The following is a 20,085-nucleotide window of genomic DNA, read 5'->3' as shown; positions in this document are numbered from 1 at the left end:
TCGCCCCCGAAACCGGATTCGCGCACTAGCCTCATAGCCATGGCCAAGGGGAACTCATCAAGCAGCGAGAGCGGTGCGGTCGCGCGGCAACCCATCAGCGCGCGCGGGAAGCTCGCGCTGCGTGCCGCACGCTCGGCGTCGTGGGCCTCGCGCAAGACCGGGCGCGGCGCGGGCAACATGATCGGCGGCCTGATCGCCCTGAAGATCGATAAGACCATCCTGAAGCAGCTCGCCGCCTACCGGGACACCGTTCTGGTGACCGGGACGAACGGCAAGTCCACCACCACGCGCATGACGGCTGCCGCGCTCGCCACCCTCGGCGACGTCGCCACCAACCTCGACGGCGCCAACATGGATGCCGGGATCGTCGCGGCCTACAACCAGTCCCTCGATGCGTCCCGCGCCGCCATCGAGGTCGACGAGCTGCACCTCCCCCACGTTGCCGACTTCGTGGACCCCAAGGCCATCATCATGCTCAACCTCACGCGCGATCAGCTCGACCGCGTCGGCGAGATCAACATGATCGAGCGACGCCTGCGCGCTGGCCTCGAGCGGCACCCCGAGGCCACCATCATCGCCAACTGCGACGACGTCCTGGTCACCTCCGCGGCCTATGACTGCGCGAACGTCATCTGGGTCGCCGCGGGCAATGCCTGGCTGGGTGATTCGGTGAGCTGCCCCCGCACGGGCGAGCCGATCGCCCGCGATGGAGTCCACTGGTACAGCACCGGCGGGGACTTCAAGCGCCCCGAGCCGGACTGGTGGGTCGACGACACCCACCTGCATGGTCCCGATGGCCTCACCCTGCCCATGGAGCTAGCCCTGCCGGGGCGGGCCAACCGGGGCAATGCCGCGCAGGCCGTCGCGGCCTCGGTGGCGATGGGCGTGGATCCGAGCGCCGCCGTCAACGCCGTCTCCTCGGTGCGCGAGGTAGCGGGACGCTACAGCAGCGTGCAGGTCGGCGCGCACAATGTGCGCATGCTGCTCGCGAAGAACCCCGCGGGCTGGCAGGAAGCCCTATCGATGGTCGATAGCAGCGCTGATGGCCTCGTCATCGCCGTCAACGGCCAGGTGCCCGACGGGGAGGATCTCTCCTGGCTGTGGGATGTTCGGTTCGAGAGCTTCGAGGGCGTGCAGGTAGTCGCCGCGGGCGAGCGGGGCACGGACCTCGGGGTGCGCCTCACCTACGCGGACGTGAAGCACACCCTGGTGAAGGATCCGCTGGAAGCGATCAAGTCATGCCCACCGGGACAGGTCGAGGTTCTCGCGAACTACACCGCGTTCCTCGGCCTGAACCGCGCCATCGAGAGGGAGGTTTCCCGTGGCTGACTCCACGGTGCGCATCGGCCTGGTGCTGCCTGACGTGATGGGCACCTACGGCGACGGGGGCAACGCGCTGATCCTGCGGCAACGCCTGCGCATGCGCGGGCACGACGCCGAGATCATCGAGATCACCCTCAACGATGCCGTGCCCGATTCACTGGATCTCTACACCCTCGGCGGCGCGGAGGACTACGCGCAACGACTCGCCACCCGCCACCTCACCCAGCACCCGGGCCTGCAGCGCGCCGCCGAGCGGGGCGCTCCCGTCCTCGCGATCTGCGCGGCCATCCAGGTGCTCGGCCACTGGTACGAGACCTCCGCGGGCGAGCGCGTGGACGGCATCAGCATGCTCGACGCCACGACGGTGCCCCAGGAGAAGCGCGCCATCGGCGAGGTCATCACCACTCCGCTGCTCAAGGGGCTGTCCGCGCCGCTGACGGGATTCGAGAATCATCGTGGCGGCACCACCCTCGGGGCTGATGCCCAGCCGCTCGGCCGGGTCACCGCCGGTGTCGGCAACGGGGTCGGCGATTCCCAGGAGGGGGCGGTGCAAGGCTCGGTGATCGGCACCTACATGCATGGTCCCGCGCTGGCCCGCAACCCGGAGCTCGCGGACCTGATGATCCGCCGCGCCCTCGGCGTGGACGTGCTCGATCCGCTCGAGCTGCCCGATGTGGAGCTGCTGCGGCGGGAGCGGCTCGCTGCCGGGAGGCGATGAGCCGTGCCCTATATCGAGCAGACCGGGGCACGCATTCATTTCACCGATAGTGGTGGCGCGGGCCTGCCCGTGATCGTCCTCGCGCACGGCTTCTTCATGGACGCGAGCATGTTCGCCCCGCAGGTCGAGGCCCTCTCGGACCGCTACCGGGTGGTGTGCATCGACGCGCGCGGCCACGGCGCCACGATGTCGGATGACACCCCCTTCACCTACTGGGACGCCGCCGACGATGTGTTGGCCGTCCTCGATGAGCTCGGGGTGCAGCGCGCGGTGCTCGGCGGGATGTCGCAGGGCGGGTTCACCATGCTGCGCGCGGCACTCATGGCTCCGGAACGGGTGATGGGGCTGATCCTGATCAGCACCGAGGCAGGCCCCTGCCCTGACGAGGAGCAGAAGATCTACGGGGAGACGTTCCTTGTGTGGGACACCATCGGCCCGGTGGACGAGCTCACCACCGCGCTGGCCGGGCAGATCATCGGCGACCCGGAGCTCGAGCCCGCCTGGATCGCCAAGTGGCGGGACCGCAAGGGCATTCCGATCGCCACAGCAGGAAACTGCCTGCTATACCGCGATGACATCACTGATCAGGTCTCCACGATCACCGCGCCAGCGATCCTCATCCGTGGCCTCGAGGATGTGGCGGTCCCGATCGAGCGCGCCCGCTCGCTCATCGACAACCTGCCCGATCTTCGGGACGTCGTGGAGGTTCCAGGGGCCGCGCATGCCGTCAACCTCACGCACCCCGACGTGGTGAACCCGCGTATCGAGGCCTTCCTCGCGGGGCTGCCGGGCCTAGGGGATGCGCGCTAGCGGTTCTGCGGTGTCGTGGCGTGCGAGTGCACGGGTGTCGCGGCGTCACGGTGCGCGAGTGTGCGATAAACGACAGGCTTACGCGTCCGAAAGTGTCGTTTTCCGCACACTCGCCGCCGAGGTTGCGAGCACGCCCGAGGTTGCGAGCTGCCCGAGGCCGTCTCACGCCCGGAGCCGCGAGCTAGCCGGTCACGCGGATGTCGGCCCGGTGCTGCGCGCCGTCGATGGGAAACCAGCCGTGCTCGAAGCGTTGCCAGCGTTGCAGGTGCGCCCGGGAGTCCTCGCCATCGCGGTTCACCGCGGCCTCGAGGCGGGCCTGATCGTCGCCCCATCCGATCCAGGCGCTAGCGGTGAGCCGGGCGGCGATGCTGCGCCGCGCGCTGGAGACTCCTTCGAGGATGAGGAAGTCCACCACGGGCACCGCGTACCAGGGCCCTGGTCTTGGCACGCCGTTGATCCATTCGAGGGCCTGGTAGCTGCCGGGCCTGCCGCTCGCGAGCGGCTCGAGCACCGTGGCTTCGAGAGTTGGCCACCAGGCGACGGGATTGTCCCAGGTAGCGAAGGCATCGCAGGGAACGATGGCCGTACTTGTGCCCCGCTGCTCCTGCAGTTGGTCCTTCAGTGCTCGCGCGAACTGGGTCTTTCCCGCGCCGGAAGGCCCGTCGATGGCGATCGCGCGGACTGGTCCGAGCCGAGGCGGGCGGCGGAGCACGAGCTCGATGAGCTCGTTGATGGCGACTCTCGAGGGGCTCATGCGCTGGCTGATGGGATGCTCGCGCTAGAGGGAACGGCGGCCGGTGAGCGCGCGGCCGAGGGTGAGCTCGTCGGCGAACTCGAGGTCGCCTCCCATGGACAAGCCAGTGGCGAGGCGCGTGACGGTGAGGCCAGGGAACCCGTTGAGCATCCGGTACAAGTAGGTCGCGGTCGCTTCGCCCTCGGTGTTGGGGTCGGTGGCGATGATGACCTCGGTGATCTCGGCGGGCTCGTGGTTGACGCCCTCGGGAAGGGGCTGCTGACCGCCGATGCGGGCGAGCAGCTCGCGGATGCGCAACTGGTCGGGCCCCACCCCGGCGAGCGGGTTCAGCGAGCCGCCGAGGACATGGTAGAGGCCCTTGAACTCGCGGGTCCGCTCGATGGCCTGCACGTCCTTGGGCTCCTCGACCACGCACACGAGCGCACGATCACGGCGCGGGTCCGCGCAGATGCGGCAGAGCTGCTGCTCCGCAACGGTCCCGCACACCGCGCAGAACTGCACACCGTCGCGAATGCGCTGCAGCGCGCCCTGCAGCCTGCCGATCTCCTCCCGGTCAACGGTGAGGAGATGGAACGCGATGCGCTGGGCACCCTTGGGGCCCACCCCGGGAAGCTTGCCCAGCTCATCGATCAGGTCCTGGATCGGCCCCTCGTACACGTGCCTCTCGCCCCGGTATCAGAAAGGCAGGCCCGGGATGCCGGAACCGCCCCCCATGCCCTGCGCGAACGGACCGAGCGTCTCGGCCGCGAGGCTCTGCGACTGCGCGTTGGCGTCCTTGATCGCGCCCATCACGAGATCCTGCAGGGTCTCGACATCGTCCGGGTCCACGACCTTGGGATCGATGGTGAGGTCAACGAGCTCGCCGGTACCGGTGAGCTTGGCTGTGACGAGACCGCCCCCGGCCTGCCCCTCGACGACTGCGGCGGCGATCTTCTCCTGCGCCTCCATCAGCTGCTGCTGCATTTGCTGCGCCTGCTGGATGATTGATTGCATGTCGGGCTGGCCGCCAGGCTGCATGGGTCTCCCTTTCGATCAGGTGCGCGACGGACCGCCGCCGCGCGGGACGAGCCCCAGGGTAGTCGCCCCCGCACATGCTGGCGCGGGACGCTCCGGGGCAGTATTCGTGGATGCTAGCGAGTCAGGTGGGCTTGCAGGTTGGAGAGCATGGCCGCCTGGATCTTGCGCAGGCCAAGGGGCGCGAACGTGCGCTCGAAGAAGCCACCCACGCCGCCGGCGCCGTTCCATTCCGTGCTCGTGGTGACGATGCTGCCCGTGCCGCTGGGCTCCACCGACCAGGTCGTGACCATCGACGAGTTGGCGTCGCGCTCGATGATGGTGCTGCCCGCGGCCTCTACGGCAGCCCGGATCTCCCGGGACCGCTTCTTCGTCGCCTGCAACGTCCATTCCGCCACGGTGCCCGACCCCACGCCACCCTCCACGACCCGATAATCATGGAAGTGCTCCGTCAGCAGCTTGGGCCGCACGGTGCTGTAGTCCGCGAGCGCCGCGATGACCGCCTCCGCGGGGGCGTCGATCGTCACCGTGCTGGATGCGCTGACCTTGTTCGGCGTGGACACACCGATCTCCCTTCAAGCCTGCTGGCTGGTTCTCGTTGCAAGGACGAACAGCCGTGAGCTGGCCATCCTGGTATTTCCCGTGACCATACTGCCCGGTTCCGACAGAAAATTCACGCGGGAGCAACGCGTGGGCCGTGCGCATCCTCATCATGGAGGTCTACAGTCGGGCTTGTGCGAAGCATCACTGCCTGGCTTCCCGGCGACCGGTCATCACACGCGGGACGGCGCGCCTATGAAGCGGTCGTGGAGCGGCTCGTGGCGAGCTATCGCTCGCTCCCCGAGGACGCCCCGGTGCGCCTGGCGAAGAAGACGTCGAACCTATTCCGTCATCGTGCGCGGACGGGAGCACCGGGCCTGGATGTCTCCGGGCTCGGCGGGGTGATATCGATCGACCCAGAGGCGCGGACCGCGGATGTCGGCGGCATGTGCACCTACGAGGATCTCGTCGATGCCACCCTCGCGCATGGCTTGATGCCGCTCGTCGTGCCACAGCTCAAGACGATCACGCTGGGCGGCGCGGTGACGGGCCTGGGGATCGAGTCCTCGTCGTTCCGCAACGGCCTGCCGCACGAGTCAGTGCTGGAGATGGACATCCTTACCGGTGCGGGCGAGGTGCTCACCGCCGCGCCTACAGGACCGCATGCCGATCTCTTCCATGGCTTCCCTAACTCGTATGGCACCCTCGGTTATGCCACGCGGCTACGGATCACTCTCGAGCCGGTCGAGCCCTTCGTGGAACTGCGGCATGTCCGCTTTCCCGAGCTTGATTCGTTGCAGGACGCGATCGCCGATATCTCCGAGCACCACACCTTCCAGGGCGAGCTCGTCGACTTCCTCGATGGCGTGATGTTCTCCGCGACCGAGAGCTACCTGGTGCTCGGGCGATGGACCAGCGAGCCCGGCCCGGTCAGCGACTACACCGGCGCCGGCATCTTCTACCGATCAATCCAGCATGACCAGATCGACACACCGGCTGTGGACCGGCTGCGCGCTCGCGACTACCTGTGGCGATGGGACACCGACTGGTTCTGGTGCTCGCGGGCATTCGGCGCTCAGCACCCGGTGCTGCGCCGCGCATGGCCGGGCCGGTGGCGCCGCTCCAGCGTCTACTGGAAGCTACTCGCCCTGGACAACAAGATCGGGCTGTCCGACCGCCTCGACGCGCGCAGGGGCGAGGCGCCCCGCGAGCGCGTCGTGCAGGACATCGAGGTGCCCGTGGAGCACACTGCCGACTTCCTGCGCTGGTTCCTCTCCCACGTCCCCATCGAACCGGTGTGGCTGTGCCCGCTGCGCCTCCGCGGCAGCTCCGCCGAGGGCACTGGTCCGCAGGTCGACCATCCGTGGCCGTTGTACCCGCTGCACCGGGACCGCACCTACGTCAATATCGGTTTCTGGTCCGCGGTGCCTACTAATCCGGCGAACGAGCAAGGCCACGCCAACCGGATGATCGAGGCCGAGGTCTCCCGCCTCGATGGGCACAAATCGCTGTACTCGGACTCCTACTACGACCGCACGGAGTTCGAGGAGCTCTACGGCGGCGATTCCTACCGGCAGCTCAAGCAACGCTACGACCCCAATACGCGGCTCCTCGACCTGTACGCGAAGGCGGTGCGAAACCAATGAGAGCATTGAACAAGACCACCACGGGCTCCCCGGCCACCCTGCGGCTGCCCGACCTGCTGCGAGTTCCCGAGCTGGAGACCCTCTCGATCGCCGAGGTTGTCGGCGCGGTGCTCGGCGACGACCTCCCGGTCCGCTTCACGGCCTACGACGGGTCCGCCCACGGGCCCGAGGAAGCCCAGCACGTGATGCACCTGCGGAGCCCGCGCGGGCTCCGCTACCTCGCGTCCGCGCCCGGAGATCTGGGGATGGCGCGCGCCTACGTCAGCGGCGACCTCGTGATCACCGGAGCCCACCCCGGGGATCCGTACACGCTGATGAAGGTGCTCACGAAAGAAGTGACGGTACGGCGCCCCTCGCCTGTCGAGCTGGCGACGATCGTGCGCTCCCTCGGCTGGCAGAACCTGCGCCCCATCGCTCCCCCACCGCAGGAGCACCAGCCCCGATGGCGGCGCATCGCCCAGGGCCTGCTGCACTCCCGGGCACGCGACGCCGCAGCGATCCAGCATCACTACGACGTGTCCAACGAGTTCTACCAGCACGTTCTCGGCCCATCGATGACCTACACATGCGCGACCTACGCCACCGAGGACACCTCCCTCGAGGACGCGCAGGAAGCCAAGTACGCGCTCGTCCATGACAAGCTCGGCCTGCGCGAGGGAGACCGGCTCCTCGACGTCGGATGCGGGTGGGGTGGCATGGCGCGCTACGCTGCCAAGCGCGGAGTCACCGTCATCGGCGCCACCCTGTCCCGCCAGCAAGCCGAATGGGCACAGGACGCAATCGCCCGCGAAGGCCTGGAGGACCGCGCCGAGGTGCGCTTCAGCGACTACCGGGACATCCCCGAGTCCGGGTTCGATGCCATTTCCTCCATCGGGCTCACCGAGCACATCGGCGTGCGCAACTATCAGAGCTACTTTCGGTTCCTGCATAGCAAGCTGCGCCCCGGTGGCCGCCTGCTGAACCACTGCATCACGCGCCCCAGCAACCGGATCAGTGAGCACGCCGGCGAGTTCATCGACCGCTACGTGTTCCCTGACGCGGAGCTCGCCGCGCCCGGCAGGCTGATCAACGAGATCCATGACGCGGGCTTCGAGGTGCGCCACGAGGAAAACCTCCGCGAGCACTACGCGCTGACCCTGCGCGACTGGAACGCCAACCTCGCCCGACACTGGGACGAGTGCGTCGCCGCCTCCGACGAGGGCACCGCGCGGGTATGGGGCCTCTACATCGCCGGCTCCCGCGTGGCGTTCGAGAAAAACTCCATCCAGCTGCACCAGATTCTCGCCGTCAAGCCCACCAGCTCCGGCGATGCCCAGGTACCCCTGCGCCCTTGGTGGAGCCGCTAGGCGGGCTCATAGCGGCGGCGGCTCGCGGCTCGCGGCTCGCGGCCCGGTGGCGGGGTGGGCTCGCGGCCCGGTGGCGGGGTGGGCTCCCGGCCCGGTGGCGGGGTCGGCTCACGGCCCGGTGGCGGGGTCGGCTCGCGGCAAAAGCACGGGAAACTGTCAAACGCGATAGAAGCTGACCTGGTATTTCAGCCGCTTCTATCGCGTTTGCGGCCAAGGTCCCGAGATTGCCACAGGCCACCACGGCCAGAGTCCGGCACGCGAGCCCTAGTCGATGCGCTTGGCTCCGAGCTCGTTGGCAAGGAGCTCGATGGCGATCTCCTCGGGGTCGCGGCGGGCGGCGGGATCACCGCTGCCGGTGTCGCGATGTGCCTCGGCAAGCATCTCATCCTCGTCTTCCGGCGCGGACTGTGCAGGCGGTGATGTTGCTGGGTGTGCCGAAGCAGGCCCGGGCCCTACGGAACCGGCCATCCGCGCACCGGCCTGGGATGCTCCCTGTGGCTCGCCCGGTCCGGGATCGTCTGGGTAACCCGGGTCCTCCGGTGGCGGAATATCGTCCGTCGGGGGCGCGGGCGATCGCTGCTGTGGCTTGCTGCGCTGGCTCCCGCCTGGTGCTTGCGGCGCTGACGCGCGGGAGCGCCGCACGAACTCGGGCCGCGGCTGGCTTCCAGGCCCGGGGCCTGACGGGTTCGATCGCTGCTGGGTCGATCCCTGCTGCGACAGGGCTGGCCGTGCCTGGGCGTGCTGGGCAGGTGCTGCTGGCTGCTGTCCCGACCACAGGATGGTCACCTCGGGGATACCCAGGACTGCGCTGAACGCGGCTTGCACCGCGGCGGCGTTCCTCGGCTCCTGCAGGCGCGCCGCGAGCGCCGGGGTCTCGTGGCTGAGCACGACCGTGCGCCCCTCGGTGGTGGTCACTCGCGCGCCCGAGAGCATCACCTCGATGGTCTTGCTCGACTTGCGGGCCTCGGCGCAGATTCTTGGCCAGGCCGCCTCCACCGATCGTGCATCGAGCACGGCCTCCGGGGCATCGTGCCCGGCGGGCTCGGCTGCGCTCCCCTGCCCGGGCCCAGTGGCCTGCTCGTTAGCTGTGCCCTGCTCGGACTCAGGGGCTGGGGCGCCCTCGGCACTCGATCCGCCAGCCAGTCCGGGCTGCGGTTGCTGCACGTGCGCCGCACCGGGCTGCTGAGCAGGAGTCTCGGCAGCTGGAGCCTGCGGAACTGGAGCAGCGGCAGCGGAGGGCTTGGGAGCTGGAGGTTCCGCAGCCGGGACATGCGCCGTCGGAGCAACAGCAGTCGGTGCCGCCTCCGCGATGTCCTCGCCTGGACCCGCAGCGGGCCACTGCTCCTTCTCGGTGGCAGGCCGCCGCGAGGGTCGCTGGAACCGCGGTGGCTGCTCGGCGCTGGCAGCGGAGGCGCCTGATGCCGCGCCTGGTGATGCGGGAGCCGCCGATCCCGCGCTCGCGCTGCCGACGGACCGAGGAGGCGCGCCGCGCTCGAGCGCTTCGAGGCGTTGCAGCAGGGACCCCTCCGAATCTGAGGCGGAGGGCAGGAGCATGCGGGCGCACAGCACTTCTAGGAGCAAGCGGGGCGCGGTGGCGCCACGCATGTCGGCGAGGCCATCGTGCAGCAGCTCGGCGTAGCGGGTCAGGGTTGCCGGCCCGAACCTGTCCACGTCCTCGCGCAGCCGCTCGAGCTGGTCAGCGGGAGCGTCGACGAGCCCGTTGCCCGCCGCCTCCGGCACTGCCTGCACGAGTATCAGGTCGCGGAACCGCTCAAGGAGGTCCGCGGCGAAGCGGCGTGGATCGAACCCGGCATCCATTACCCGGTTGATGGTGTCGTAGAGCCCGGCCGCATCGTTCTCGGCAAGAGCGTCCACGGCCGCATCGATGAGCGCCATGTCGGTGACGCCGAGCAGCGCCAGTGCCCGGTTGTAGGTGATGCCCTCGTCCCCGGCTCCCGCGAGCAACTGGTCGAGCACGGACAACGTATCGCGGGGCGAGCCACCCCCGGCTTTGATGACCAGCGGGAACACCGCATCATCGACTCGGACGCCCTCGCGGCCACAGATCTGCTCCACGAGCCCACGCATTACGGGCGGTGGCAGCAGCCGGAACGGATAGTGGTGCGTGCGCGACTTGATGGTCGGCAGCACCTTCTCCGGCTCGGTGGTGGCGAAGATGAAGATCAAGTGCTCGGGCGGCTCCTCGACGATCTTGAGCAGCGCGTTGAAGCCGGCGTTGGTGACCATGTGCGCCTCATCAACGATGAAGACGCGGTAGCGCGATTCCGCCGGGGCGTAGAAGGCGCGGTCACGGAGCTCGCGCGTGTCGTCGACGCCGCCGTGGCTAGCGGCATCGAGCTCGATCACATCGAGGTTGCCGGGCCCGCCCGGGCCGAGCGCCTCGCATGAGGAGCAGGTGCCGCAAGGTTCCGGGGTGGGGCCATCGACGCAGTTCAGCGAGCGCGCGAGAATGCGCGCCGAGGAGGTCTTCCCGCAGCCACGCGGCCCCGAGAACAGGTATGCGTGATTGATCCGGCCCGCGCGCAGCGCGACGCTGAGCGGTTCGGTCACGTGTTCCTGGCCGACGACCTCGGCAAAGGTCGCGGGTCGATACTTGCGGGAGAGCGCCACGCGGCAAGCCTACCGGTTCGCACTGACTATCCCGGATGGTCGACATGGATCGCGCGGGCGCGCACAATAAGCCCCGAGGGAGGTCATCGTGGACAGATCCGCAACATCCCGGCAGGCGCAGGCTCTGGGTCCGCTGCTCGCCGAGGCCTGGTCAGGCCAGCCGATCCCGGTCACCGAGGGGTACGCCGACCTGATGCCGCATGAACCACCAGGCGTGGCCAGCCGCTCGATGACGCAGTGGGTCATGGAGTTCCCGCTGCTCGCGCCGATCTACGAGCGGATCTGGCGCCCCGCTGGCGTGCTGGCGTTCATGGGCCTCGACCTGCGCCATTTCCGCGAGGAGCGCGCGAAGACCGTCCGGTGGCTCGATCTCTCGCCCGGCGATGCTGTGCTGGATGTGGCGTGCGGGCCGGGGAACTTCACCAGCGCCTTCGCCGACGCCGTCTCCACCGGGGGCGTGGCCGGGCCCGGGGTCGCGGTCGGCGTGGATGTGTCGGTACCGATGCTGCGGCGCGCCGCGGCGACCAACGAGCGCGGCAATGCGGTGTATGCCCGCGCCGATGCCACCCGGCTGCCCTTCCGCGATGGGGCGTTCGACGCGGTGTCCTGCTACGCGGCGCTGTACTTGATCCCCGAGCCGTTCGCGGTGATCGACGAGATGATCCGTGTGCTCCGGCCAGGCGGGCGGCTTGCCCTGATGGCGTCGCGCGCCTCCCGGCACGCGGTGGTGCGCGGTGGCCAGGATCGCATCCTGGGCGCTATGGGCCTGCGCATGTTCGGCCTCGACGAGCTAACGGGGCATCTCGCGGATCGTGGCATGGCCGCGATCGAGCGGGAAGTGCATGGGGTTACCCAGTATGTCCGGGCCACCGCGCCACGGCACTAGCCCCTGCACCACAAGGCGTTGGACGTCGCGCTAGCGATGGGCGAGCACTTGGCTCCTCGCTGGCGACACGGGCCGCCGAGGCTCAGCCCTGTTGCTCGTCGAAGTGCTCGGCGGCGGCCAGCAGAACGCAGGTCGCTACCCCGTCCATGGCGACGCGGATCTCCTCGAGGGCCGGGAAGCTGGGCGCGAGCCGGATGTTGCAGTTCGCCGGATCCTTGCCATAGGGGAAGGAAGCGCCCGCGGCAGTCAGCGAGATGCCCGCCTCCTTGGCGAGCTGCACCACGCGCTTCGCGGTTCCCTCCACGACGTCGAGATTGATGAAGTATCCACCGTCCGGATGCGTCCACGTCGCGACCTTGGCGTCGCTGAGGCGGGAATCGAGGATGTCGAGCACGGCGTTGAACTTTGGCGCGAGGATCTCCCGATGCTTGGCCATGTGCGCGCGCACTCCCGCAGCATCCTTGAAGAATCGCAGGTGACGGAGCTGGTTGAGCTTGTCGGGGCCGATCGAGGAAAAGCCGAGGTTCTTCTTGTACCAATCGATGTTCTCGCTGGAGGAACCAAGGAATCCCACGCCCGAGCCGGCAAAGGTGATCTTCGAGGTCGATGCGAACACCAGCGGCCGGTTCGGATGCCCGGCGTCCGCGGCCATGCCCAGGATGTCATGCACGGGCGCTTCGGCATCGGTGAGCGGATGCACGACGTAGGCGTTGTCCCAGTAGATGCGGAAATCATGCGCGCCCGTCGGCATCGTTGCCAGCGCGCGCACCGTCTCCTCCGAGAACGTCACGCCCGTCGGGTTGGAGTAGATCGGCACGCACCAGATGCCCTTGACCTGGGGATCGTTCACCAGTTCGGTGACCACATCCATATCCGGCCCGTCCGGGCGCATGGGCACCGGGAGCATCTCGATGCCAAAATGCTCACAGATCGCGAAGTGCCGGTCATACCCGGGCGAAGGGCACAGGAACTTGACCCCTGGCTCCGCAGACCATGGGCGCGCCGAGTCAACGTTGCCGTGGAGAAGCTGGTAGACGATCGTGTCGTGCATCATCTCCAGGCTGGAGTTGTTGCCCGCGAGGAGCTGGCTAGTGGGCACCTTGAGGAGCTCGCCGAAGATGGCGCGCAGCTCCGGCAGGCCGTCGAGACCGCCATAGTTGCGGCAGTCGAGGCCATTGCCGTCGCGATAGTCCGCGCCCGGCAGCGCGAGCAGCTCCGCGGAGAGATCAAGCTGCTCGGGGGCGGGCTTGCCGCGGGTGAGGTTGAGATCGAGCTGCCTCGCCCGGAGCTGGGAGTACTGATCGCGCAGCTTGTCGACCTCGGCAGAGAGTGCCTCGCGGTCCAGGGTCTCGAACGACACCATCAACAATGCCCCGCCATCATCTCGGAAGAAGTTGGGGGACCCCGCGCACCCGTCAGAGCCCGTTGACCCTTGCTGCCTTCCGGCCCTGGGGGAGTTCACAGGATGCACGCCACGCGGGATCCGAGGAACAGTCTAACCACATTGCCGACGATCGTGCAGGCGCCCCTCCCCCGAACGCGTGCCACAAGCGTGTCGCGCCCCTCGGCCGCCGGCTCGGTTTGCGCTCGGGCCCCACCGATTGGTTATGATGGCCCCGGAGGATTCGCCTAGTGGCCTATGGCGCTCGCCTGGAACGCGGGTTGGGTTAACAGCCCTCAGGGGTTCAAATCCCCTATCCTCCGCTCCAAGAAGGGGCTGCTCACACCTATCGCAGGTGCGAGCAGCCCCTTTCTCGTGGGCTAGGTACCTTGCTGGCTCTCAGGCCGGTCGGATCCCGACGGGGCCGAGTGGCTGAGGGTCGCGGCTCCACTTCGGTGCGCAGACAGTTCGGCAGCTAGCCAGTGGAAACTTTTCCCGGCTGGAGCGGGAGAAGTTTCCACTGACGCGCCACCCCAGCCGCGTGCCGAGGCCCCACGCGCCACCCCAGCCGCACACCGAGGCCCGAGGCTCCCGGGCGCTGGGCAACCAGCGACCGACGGCCCCAGCCGCTTGCCCCGCCTCCAATAAATGAATACGGTTATCGTTATCCGAGATCTGAGGGAACGATGACCACTCACCAGCCACACCGCGGTCCACTCCGCCACGCATCGCCCCCGCTGCTCATAGCGGGCGCCATCCTCGCGGGGCTCGCCGCCGCGTTCCTCGGCCCTGGCGCCGGGGAGCACCTGGAGCACAGCACCACGGTGACCCTCTTCGCCCTGGTCGTGCTGATCCTGCTGCCGCTGGACCTGGCGGCCGTCCGCGCCGCGCTCGCGAGCAGCCGACTCGTCGTTGTCGCGCTGGTGCTGAACTTCCTTGTGATCGCACCGCTCGGCATCGGCCTCGCCTGGCTGGTCCTGCACGGCCATCCCGCCGCGATGCTTGGCCTGATGCTGTACTTCCTGGCCCCTTGCACCGACTGGTTCCTCGCCTTCACCCGCATCGCGGGCGGCAATACCGCTGCGGCAGCGGCCCTGATCCCAGGCAACCTGATAGGCCAGGTCGCGCTCTTCCCCGTGGTGGTGATGCTGGGCGCGGGCACCACCGCGGGCACGCTGGGCACCGATGAGCTCGGCTCGACCCTCGCGCTGTGGTTCGTCGCACCGATCGCGGTGGCGGTGGCCGCACGCTTCCTCCTGGCCCGCACGCCGCCCCGCGCCAGTGGTTCCGCCCGCGCCACGCGACTGGCCGACGCCGCAGTGCCCTGGGTGCTGGCCGCGCTGGTGCTGCAGATCTTCGCGAGCAACGCCCCCGTCTTCGCGGACCATGCCACGCTGGTGCTGCCCGTTCTCGCGACGACCGTGCTGTTCCTCGCGGGCTCCCTGGGAATCGCCACCGCGACGGCTTTCCGGCTGCGACTGCCCCGCCCGGACCGCGTCGCCCTCACGATGACCACTGCTGCCCGCAATGCGCCGATGATGCTCGCCATGAGCATCGTGGCGTTCCCGGACCAGCCCGTGCTGCACGCAACGATCGTGCTGGCGATGCTGATCGAGTTCCCGCACCTCTCCCTGCTCGCGCACGTCCTCCGCGAGCAACCACGCACGCCTGCCTCAAGGAGCACCCATGAGCAACCCGAGCCTGTCCCCCACCGTTGATGCCCTCGTGATCGGGGCGGGGCCCGCTGGCCTGGGCACCGCGCTCGCCCTGCAAGCCGTCGATGGCATCACCTACGGCATCCTCGAGCAAGCCACCATCGGGCACACCTTCGAGCAGTGGCCCGATGCGATGAGCCTCCTCACGCCGTCGTTCACCGGCAACGCGTTCGGCGCCATCGATCTCAATGCGATCCACCCCCGCACCTCCCCCGCGTTGCTGCTGCAGACCGACTATCCGTCGGGCCGGGAGTACGCCCACTACCTGCAAAAGCTCACCGAGCACTACGAGGTGCCCGTCGTGGAGCACACCGCGGTCGAGCAGGTCACCCCCACCGATGATGAGCAGTTCGAGGTGACGCCCTCGCGGGGCGTGCTCACCGCCCGCACGATCGTGTGGGCAGGTGGCGAGTTCGCGCGTCCCTCGATCCCCCCGATCCCTGGCGCTGGTCTGGCGGTCCACAGCAGTGACGCGGCCGCCTGGGCTCCCCGGGAGCAGGAGCCCGTGATCGTCATCGGCGGCTACGAGTCCGGCATCGATATCGCTTGCACGCTGGCAGCGCGGGGCAACCACGTGACAGTTCTTGATCCCGAGACGCCGTGGGAGCGGGCGAGCTCGGACCCCTCGGTCACGCTCTCGCCCCGCACCCAGGTGCGGCTGCGCGAGGCCCGCGCCACGGGCCGCCTCGAGCTGCGCGGCGGCGTGGCGGCGGATGCCATTGCCGAGCACGACGGCGGCTACGTGGTGACAGCGAGCGACGGCACCACGCTCTCGTCGGCGGCGCGACCGATCCTCGCGACCGGCTATCGCCCGCACCTCGGCCCCGTCGAGCATCTCTTCGACAGCCGCGCCGACGGGTGGCCAGCACTGACTGGCGATGATGAATCCACCATCACGCCGGGATTGTTCCTCGCGGGTCCCGCCGTGCGGCACGCGCGCCTGCACCTGTGCTTCGTGTACAAGTTCCGGCAGCGCTTCGCGCATGTCGCGCACACGGTCGGCACGCGGCTCGGCATGGACACGAGCGCGCTGAAGGCGTGGAAGACCTCCGGCATGTGGGTGGAGGACGTGAGCTGCTGCGACACCACGTGCGCCTGCTGAGCGAGGGCGCGCCGGTAGCATCGGCTAGGTGTTGATCCCGCTCGTTCCCGCGACCGGGGCCGGGCGGTACGCGCCGAGCCCCACGGGCGACCTGCACCTCGGCAACCTCCGCACGGCGCTGCTGGCATGGTTGTTCGCCCGGTCGAGCGATCGCGCGTTCCTGATGCGCATGGAGGACCTCGATGATCGAGTGGATCCCGCGTCGGCGCAGCGGCAGCTCACCGACCTCGCCGCGCTCGGCATCGACTGGGACGGCCCGGTGCTCTACCAGTCGCACCGGCAGGAGACGTACCAGGCCGAGCTGGGCAAGCTGCTCGATGCGGGCTTGACGTTCGAGTGCTTCTGCACGCGCCGCGAGATCCACGCCGCCGCATCGGCTCCGCACGCGCCACCAGGCTCGTATCCGGGAACCTGCCGCGACCTGACCGAGCAGCAGCGTGCCGAGCGCCGGGCGACCGGACGGCCCCCTGCGGTGCGGCTGCGGACGAGCGCGACGCATTGCACGGTCAGCGATGCGCTGCACGGCCGCTACACCGGCGTGGTCGATGACTTCGTGATCCAGCGCGGCGACGGCACGTTCGCCTACAACTTCGTTTGCGTGGTCGATGATCTCGCCACCGAGGTGGACCAGGTGGTCCGCGGTGATGATCTGCTCAGTTCCGCCCCGCGCCAGGCATACCTCGCATCCCTGCTCGGCCACGAGCCGCCGCGGTACGCGCATGTGCCCCTGGTGCTCGGCCCCAGCGGCAAGCGCCTGGCCAAGCGCGACGGGGCGGTGACGATGCGCGAGATCGATGCTGGCCCCGCTCGGCTCGTGGCGCTGCTGGCCCGATCGCTCGGGCTGAGCAACAAGGAGGAGATCACGCCGCAGGACCTGCTCGGCGGCTTCGATCCGGCGCTCCTCCCCCACGAGCCGTGGACGTACCTGCCCGGGCCGCTGTCCTGACCGTGCGCCGTGCAGGTGGCGAACATGCAGGGTGCGCGGGGTGTGCCGTACTGTTGTCTCGTCACGAAGCAACCGCCACGCCGCGATGAGCCAGGATCGAGCCGATGAGCCAAGGGAAGAAAAAACCACGCCGCGACGGCCGCCAGTCCCCGGCGGGCGAGGGACACAATCCACGTGCCTTCGATCCGCACGCCGCGTACGGCGCCGACGCCTCGTACTTGCCCTCCGGGCATGAGCCGGCCGACCTCGTGCCCCGCGCGATCGCCCGCGTCATCGACGGATTGATCGTCGGCATCCCCGCGGTCGTCGTGTACCGGGTTCTCGGCGAGGGGTTCGGCGCGTTCGGAGGCTTCCTCGGAGCCCTGATCTACGGCGTCACCCTGATTGCCTACTCGGTGATCCTCGAGTCCGAGAGCGGGCAGACGTTCGGCAAGCGCATCATGCGGCTGCGCGTGTACGGCCCCACCGGGCAATTCCCCACGCGCAGCGAGGCTTTCCGCCGCAACTCGTTCTACATCCTGCAATCCCTGGTGATGATGCCTTTCCTCGCGGTGACGTTCCTCGCCGCGCTCGTGACCCTCGCCGCGGTGGCCTCCATCGCGCTGAGCATCGCGCGGAGCCCGCGCGGGCAGGGCAGGCATGACGAGATCGCGGACGGCACCCAAGTGGTCCGTGCCTGAGATGTGTGGTTGGATACCCGGATGCCTCACGCAAGCTTGACCGCCGAACAGCCCGGTCCCGCCGTTTTCGCGCGGGCGAGCAGCGGACTGTATGCCACGATCGTCGCGGTGTTCGCGTCCCTGCTGTTCATGGCGAACATCGCCGCCACCAAGGGTGTCGAGTTCGGCCCCATCGTGGGCGACTTCTCGATCATCACCGATGGCGGGTTCTTCCTCATCCCCCTCGCCTACGTGCTCGGTGACGTGCTCGCGGAGGTCTACGGCTTCCGGGCCGCGCGCCGCGCCATCCTCATCGGCTTCGGGGTAGCGATCCTCGCGGCCGTGTCGTTCTGGATCGTCACGCTGCTGCCCCCGGCGAGCTTCTACGAGGGGCAGGAATCGCTCGAGGCCGTGGTTGGCGTGTATCCGCAGATCCTGGTGGCGAGCCTCACCGCCTTCCTCCTCGGGCAGCTGTTCAACTCGTATGTGCTCGTGCGCATCAAGGAGCGCACCAAGGAGCGGCACCTGTGGGCGCGCTTGATGGGCTCCTCGGTGGTCGGGCAGTTCACCGACACCCTGATCTTCTGCGCGATCGCTGCCACGGCCATCGGCATCAGCACGATGGACGACTTCCTCAACTACCTGTTCTTCGGATTCGTGTACAAGACCGCGGTGGAGGCCCTCCTGCTGCCGGTGACCTATCAGGTCGTTGCCCAGGTGAAGAAGCGCGAGCCCACTTACGCTATTCCCGAGCAGGCCTAGACCACGGAAGGGCACATCATGGGGGCATCGCGCGCATCCATCGCTTCGGAGGGATCGGTGCTGTCGATCGCCTCGACGGGCTCCGTCCTCTCCATCGCATCCTCGGGCTCGGTGCTATCCATCGGATCGACGGGCTCGGCGCTGTCTATCGGCTCCGCGGCATCGTTCGGGTCGATCCTGTCGGTCGGCTCGTTCCTCTCGGCGGGCTCCGTGCTCTCCGGCCTCGCGATGTGGTCGTTCCTGAAGTGGCGCACCAACCAGCTCGCCCCGCAAAGGCAGCTGCGGCGCTAGTCTGGCCCGCTCCGCGCCCGTACGCTGCTAGTCCTCGCCGCAAACGCACCCGCAACCCTCAAACGCGATAGAAAAATCCGGGGTCCGCGCGCTACTTCCGGTGCGTCTGCCCGGGCGGAGTCGGCGGCTGCCACCACGACCGGCCAAGCTAGCCTCCGCCCGGCCGCGGTCCAGCCTCGGAAGTGTTAGCTTTTGTCCCTTTTCGCGGCCGTTCGAGGGTGCAAGACCGCACACAACCGGGGCCACCTGGGCCACCCGCCGCCGACCCCGGCCAGCTAGCCCCTATCCCTCGCGCGGCGCGTAGTAGCGACCGAGCACGTCCGCGCGCAGGTCCGCGAAGTAGCCGCCGTTGATGCTGTCGCGGATCTGATCAACAAGGCGGATGATGAACCGCTCGTTGTGGATGGTCGCGAGTGTAGAGGCGAGGAATTCCTTCGACTTGTACAGGTGGTGCAGGTAGGCGCGCGTGTAGTGGCCGCAGGTGTAGCAGTCGCAGGTGTCGTCGATGGGCGTGAAGTCCCGCTTGAATCGTGCCTTGTCCATGTTCACGCGGCCGGTGGGCAGGTAGATGGCGGCGTTGCGGGCGACGCGGGACGGCGAGACGCAGTCGAAGGTGTCGGCGCCGTTCTCGATGGCGGTGAAGAGGTCGTCGGGCTCGCTGATGCCGAGCATGTGCTTGGGGGTCTCGAAGGGCAGCTCCTCGTTGACCCAGCGGACGATGGTGCCGAGGTTGTGCTTCTCCAGCGCCCCGCCGATGCCGTACCCGTCGAAGGGTCGGCCGGCGTAGGAGCGGAGCTTGGCGAGGCCGCGGGCCGCTTCCCGGCGCAGGTCCTCGTACTGGGCTCCCTGGACGACACCAAAGAGTGCCTGGTAGGGGCGGTGGGTGCGTGCTTCGGTCTGGCGCTCATGCTCATCGAGGCTGCGCTGCGCCCACAGGCGGGTGCGCTCGACGGATTCGACCTGGTAGTCGCGGGTGTCGACGAGGGTGGTGAGCTCGTCGAAGGCGAACATGATGTCGGCGCCGATCTCGTGCTGGATGCGCAGCGACACCTCGGGGGCGAAGCGGTGCTGCGAGCCGTTGATGTGGGACTTGAAGTTGACGCCGTCGTCGTCGACGTGGGCGAGGCGGTCGCGCTGGTGGGCGCGGATGTCCTCGGGGCGGGCCTTCCCGAGTTCCATGGCGAGGATCTTGCGGAAGCCCGATCCCATGGAGAGGACCTGGAATCCGCCGCTGTCGGTGAAGGTGGGGCCCGGCCAGTTCATGAAGCGGCCGAGCCCGCCAGCCTCGTCGATGATGTCGGAGCCGGGCTGGAGGTAGAGGTGGTAGGCGTTGGCAAGCACGGCCTGGGCGCCGAGGCTCTGCACGGTCTCGGGCAGGAGCGCCTTGACGGTCGCCTTGGTTCCCACGGGGATGAACGCGGGTGTCTCGATGGTGCCGTGGGGGGTGTGGATGGTCCCGGTGCGGCCGAGTCGTCCGTCGAGGGTGGCGTGGACGTCGAAGGGTTGCTGCTGGTTGTGGGGCACGGGTAGCCATCCAACCAGAGGCGACCCTCCCCACGAA

19 protein-coding genes, 1 tRNA gene and 1 other RNA gene are annotated in these 20,085 nt (G+C 68.6%); 13 read left to right on the top strand and 8 right to left on the bottom strand.

The annotated features are described in order from the left end of the window. Positions 1 to 39 precede the first annotated feature (39 nt). The 3 genes from HT102_RS11985 to HT102_RS11975 are packed head-to-tail and all read left to right on the top strand — an operon-like array spanning position 40 to position 2,851. Entirely contained in the window at positions 40 to 1,329 is a 1,290-nt protein-coding gene (locus tag HT102_RS11985; protein ID WP_192039668.1) for a Mur ligase family protein, read from the top strand. After that, entirely contained in the window at positions 1,322 to 2,041 is a 720-nt protein-coding gene (locus HT102_RS11980) for a type 1 glutamine amidotransferase (protein WP_192039667.1), read from the top strand. Before HT102_RS11985 ends, HT102_RS11980 begins: the two co-directional genes overlap by 8 nt. Positions 2,042 to 2,044: 3 nt before the next feature. Then, complete coding sequence (locus tag HT102_RS11975; protein WP_333473413.1) at positions 2,045 to 2,851, top strand: alpha/beta fold hydrolase; 807 nt, start codon at positions 2,045 to 2,047, stop codon at positions 2,849 to 2,851. A gap of 181 nt (positions 2,852 to 3,032) precedes the next feature. Here the strand turns inward: HT102_RS11975 and HT102_RS11970 are convergent, their stop codons facing one another. The 4 genes from HT102_RS11970 to HT102_RS11955 form a co-directional block, all read right to left on the bottom strand. Then, the gene (locus HT102_RS11970; RefSeq protein ID WP_192039666.1) at positions 3,033 to 3,605 is read right to left on the bottom strand and encodes a uridine kinase family protein; all 573 of its coding nucleotides are present in this window, start codon (positions 3,603 to 3,605) and stop codon (positions 3,033 to 3,035) included. Positions 3,606 to 3,629: 24 nt separating this feature from the next. Then, positions 3,630 to 4,262, bottom strand: a complete 633-nt coding sequence (gene recR, locus HT102_RS11965) for a recombination mediator RecR (RefSeq protein WP_192039665.1) — start codon at positions 4,260 to 4,262, stop codon at positions 3,630 to 3,632. 18 nt (positions 4,263 to 4,280) lie between these two features. Next, positions 4,281 to 4,622 (bottom strand): YbaB/EbfC family nucleoid-associated protein, encoded by a 342-nt coding sequence (locus tag HT102_RS11960; protein ID WP_192039664.1) that lies wholly within the window; start codon positions 4,620 to 4,622, stop codon positions 4,281 to 4,283. 113 nt (positions 4,623 to 4,735) lie between these two features. Beyond that, on the bottom strand, positions 4,736 to 5,182 hold the full coding sequence (locus tag HT102_RS11955; protein WP_192039663.1) for an SRPBCC family protein: 447 nt from the start codon (positions 5,180 to 5,182) through the stop codon (positions 4,736 to 4,738). A 180-nt stretch (positions 5,183 to 5,362) separates the two neighbouring features. On the opposite strand from HT102_RS11955, the gene HT102_RS11950 reads away from it, so the two are divergent. Both HT102_RS11950 and HT102_RS11945 read left to right on the top strand, forming a co-directional pair. Then, positions 5,363 to 6,805 (top strand): FAD-binding oxidoreductase, encoded by a 1,443-nt coding sequence (locus HT102_RS11950; protein ID WP_192039800.1) that lies wholly within the window; start codon positions 5,363 to 5,365, stop codon positions 6,803 to 6,805. Then, positions 6,802 to 8,151: a class I SAM-dependent methyltransferase gene (locus HT102_RS11945; protein WP_192039662.1), complete on the top strand. Its 1,350-nt coding sequence runs from the start codon at positions 6,802 to 6,804 to the stop codon at positions 8,149 to 8,151. The genes HT102_RS11950 and HT102_RS11945 overlap by 4 nt, the downstream gene beginning before the upstream one ends. A gap of 264 nt (positions 8,152 to 8,415) precedes the next feature. Here the strand turns inward: HT102_RS11945 and HT102_RS11940 are convergent, their stop codons facing one another. Continuing rightward, on the bottom strand, positions 8,416 to 10,782 hold the full coding sequence (locus HT102_RS11940) for a DNA polymerase III subunit gamma and tau (RefSeq protein WP_192039661.1): 2,367 nt from the start codon (positions 10,780 to 10,782) through the stop codon (positions 8,416 to 8,418). 88 nt (positions 10,783 to 10,870) lie between these two features. On the opposite strand from HT102_RS11940, the gene HT102_RS11935 reads away from it, so the two are divergent. Then, positions 10,871 to 11,668, top strand: a complete 798-nt coding sequence (locus HT102_RS11935) for a methyltransferase domain-containing protein (RefSeq protein ID WP_192039660.1) — start codon at positions 10,871 to 10,873, stop codon at positions 11,666 to 11,668. Positions 11,669 to 11,750: 82 nt separating this feature from the next. On the opposite strand, the gene HT102_RS11930 is transcribed toward HT102_RS11935, so the two are convergent. Next, positions 11,751 to 13,031 (bottom strand): aminotransferase class I/II-fold pyridoxal phosphate-dependent enzyme, encoded by a 1,281-nt coding sequence (locus HT102_RS11930; RefSeq protein ID WP_192039659.1) that lies wholly within the window; start codon positions 13,029 to 13,031, stop codon positions 11,751 to 11,753. A gap of 30 nt (positions 13,032 to 13,061) precedes the next feature. After that, positions 13,062 to 13,156: signal recognition particle sRNA small type (gene ffs, locus HT102_RS11925), an RNA gene on the bottom strand. Positions 13,157 to 13,286: 130 nt separating this feature from the next. On the opposite strand from ffs, the gene HT102_RS11920 reads away from it, so the two are divergent. The 7 genes from HT102_RS11920 to HT102_RS11890 all read left to right on the top strand — a co-directional run bounded on the left by HT102_RS11920 (position 13,287) and on the right by HT102_RS11890 (position 18,524). After that, a tRNA-Ser gene (locus HT102_RS11920) sits at positions 13,287 to 13,372 on the top strand. Positions 13,373 to 13,735: 363 nt separating this feature from the next. Next, entirely contained in the window at positions 13,736 to 14,767 is a 1,032-nt protein-coding gene (locus tag HT102_RS11915; RefSeq protein WP_192039658.1) for an arsenic resistance protein, read from the top strand. Next, a complete protein-coding gene (locus HT102_RS11910; protein ID WP_192039657.1) occupies positions 14,736 to 15,866 on the top strand; it encodes an NAD(P)/FAD-dependent oxidoreductase in 1,131 nt (376 codons plus the stop codon). The genes HT102_RS11915 and HT102_RS11910 overlap by 32 nt, the downstream gene beginning before the upstream one ends. Positions 15,867 to 15,897: 31 nt before the next feature. After that, entirely contained in the window at positions 15,898 to 16,812 is a 915-nt protein-coding gene (gluQRS, locus tag HT102_RS11905; protein ID WP_225443621.1) for a tRNA glutamyl-Q(34) synthetase GluQRS, read from the top strand. Between the two features lie 104 nt (positions 16,813 to 16,916). Then, entirely contained in the window at positions 16,917 to 17,492 is a 576-nt protein-coding gene (locus tag HT102_RS11900; protein WP_192039656.1) for an RDD family protein, read from the top strand. A 21-nt stretch (positions 17,493 to 17,513) separates the two neighbouring features. Continuing rightward, positions 17,514 to 18,233, top strand: a complete 720-nt coding sequence (locus tag HT102_RS11895) for a queuosine precursor transporter (RefSeq protein WP_192039655.1) — start codon at positions 17,514 to 17,516, stop codon at positions 18,231 to 18,233. 18 nt (positions 18,234 to 18,251) lie between these two features. Further along, positions 18,252 to 18,524, top strand: coding sequence for a hypothetical protein (locus HT102_RS11890; RefSeq protein WP_192039654.1), 273 nt, complete (start codon positions 18,252 to 18,254; stop codon positions 18,522 to 18,524). A 282-nt stretch (positions 18,525 to 18,806) separates the two neighbouring features. Here HT102_RS11890 and tgt read toward each other — a convergent pair whose 3' ends face one another. Next, the gene (gene tgt, locus HT102_RS11885; protein ID WP_192039653.1) at positions 18,807 to 20,048 is read right to left on the bottom strand and encodes a tRNA guanosine(34) transglycosylase Tgt; all 1,242 of its coding nucleotides are present in this window, start codon (positions 20,046 to 20,048) and stop codon (positions 18,807 to 18,809) included. Positions 20,049 to 20,085 lie beyond the last annotated feature (37 nt).

The sequence above is a fragment of the Lolliginicoccus lacisalsi genome, assembly GCF_014841105.1.
In the GTDB taxonomy this organism is placed as follows: Bacteria; Actinomycetota; Actinomycetes; order Mycobacteriales; family Mycobacteriaceae; genus Lolliginicoccus; species Lolliginicoccus lacisalsi.
The sequence above is the reverse complement of the archived record's forward strand: the minus strand, read 5'-3'. Positions and strand labels throughout refer to the sequence as shown.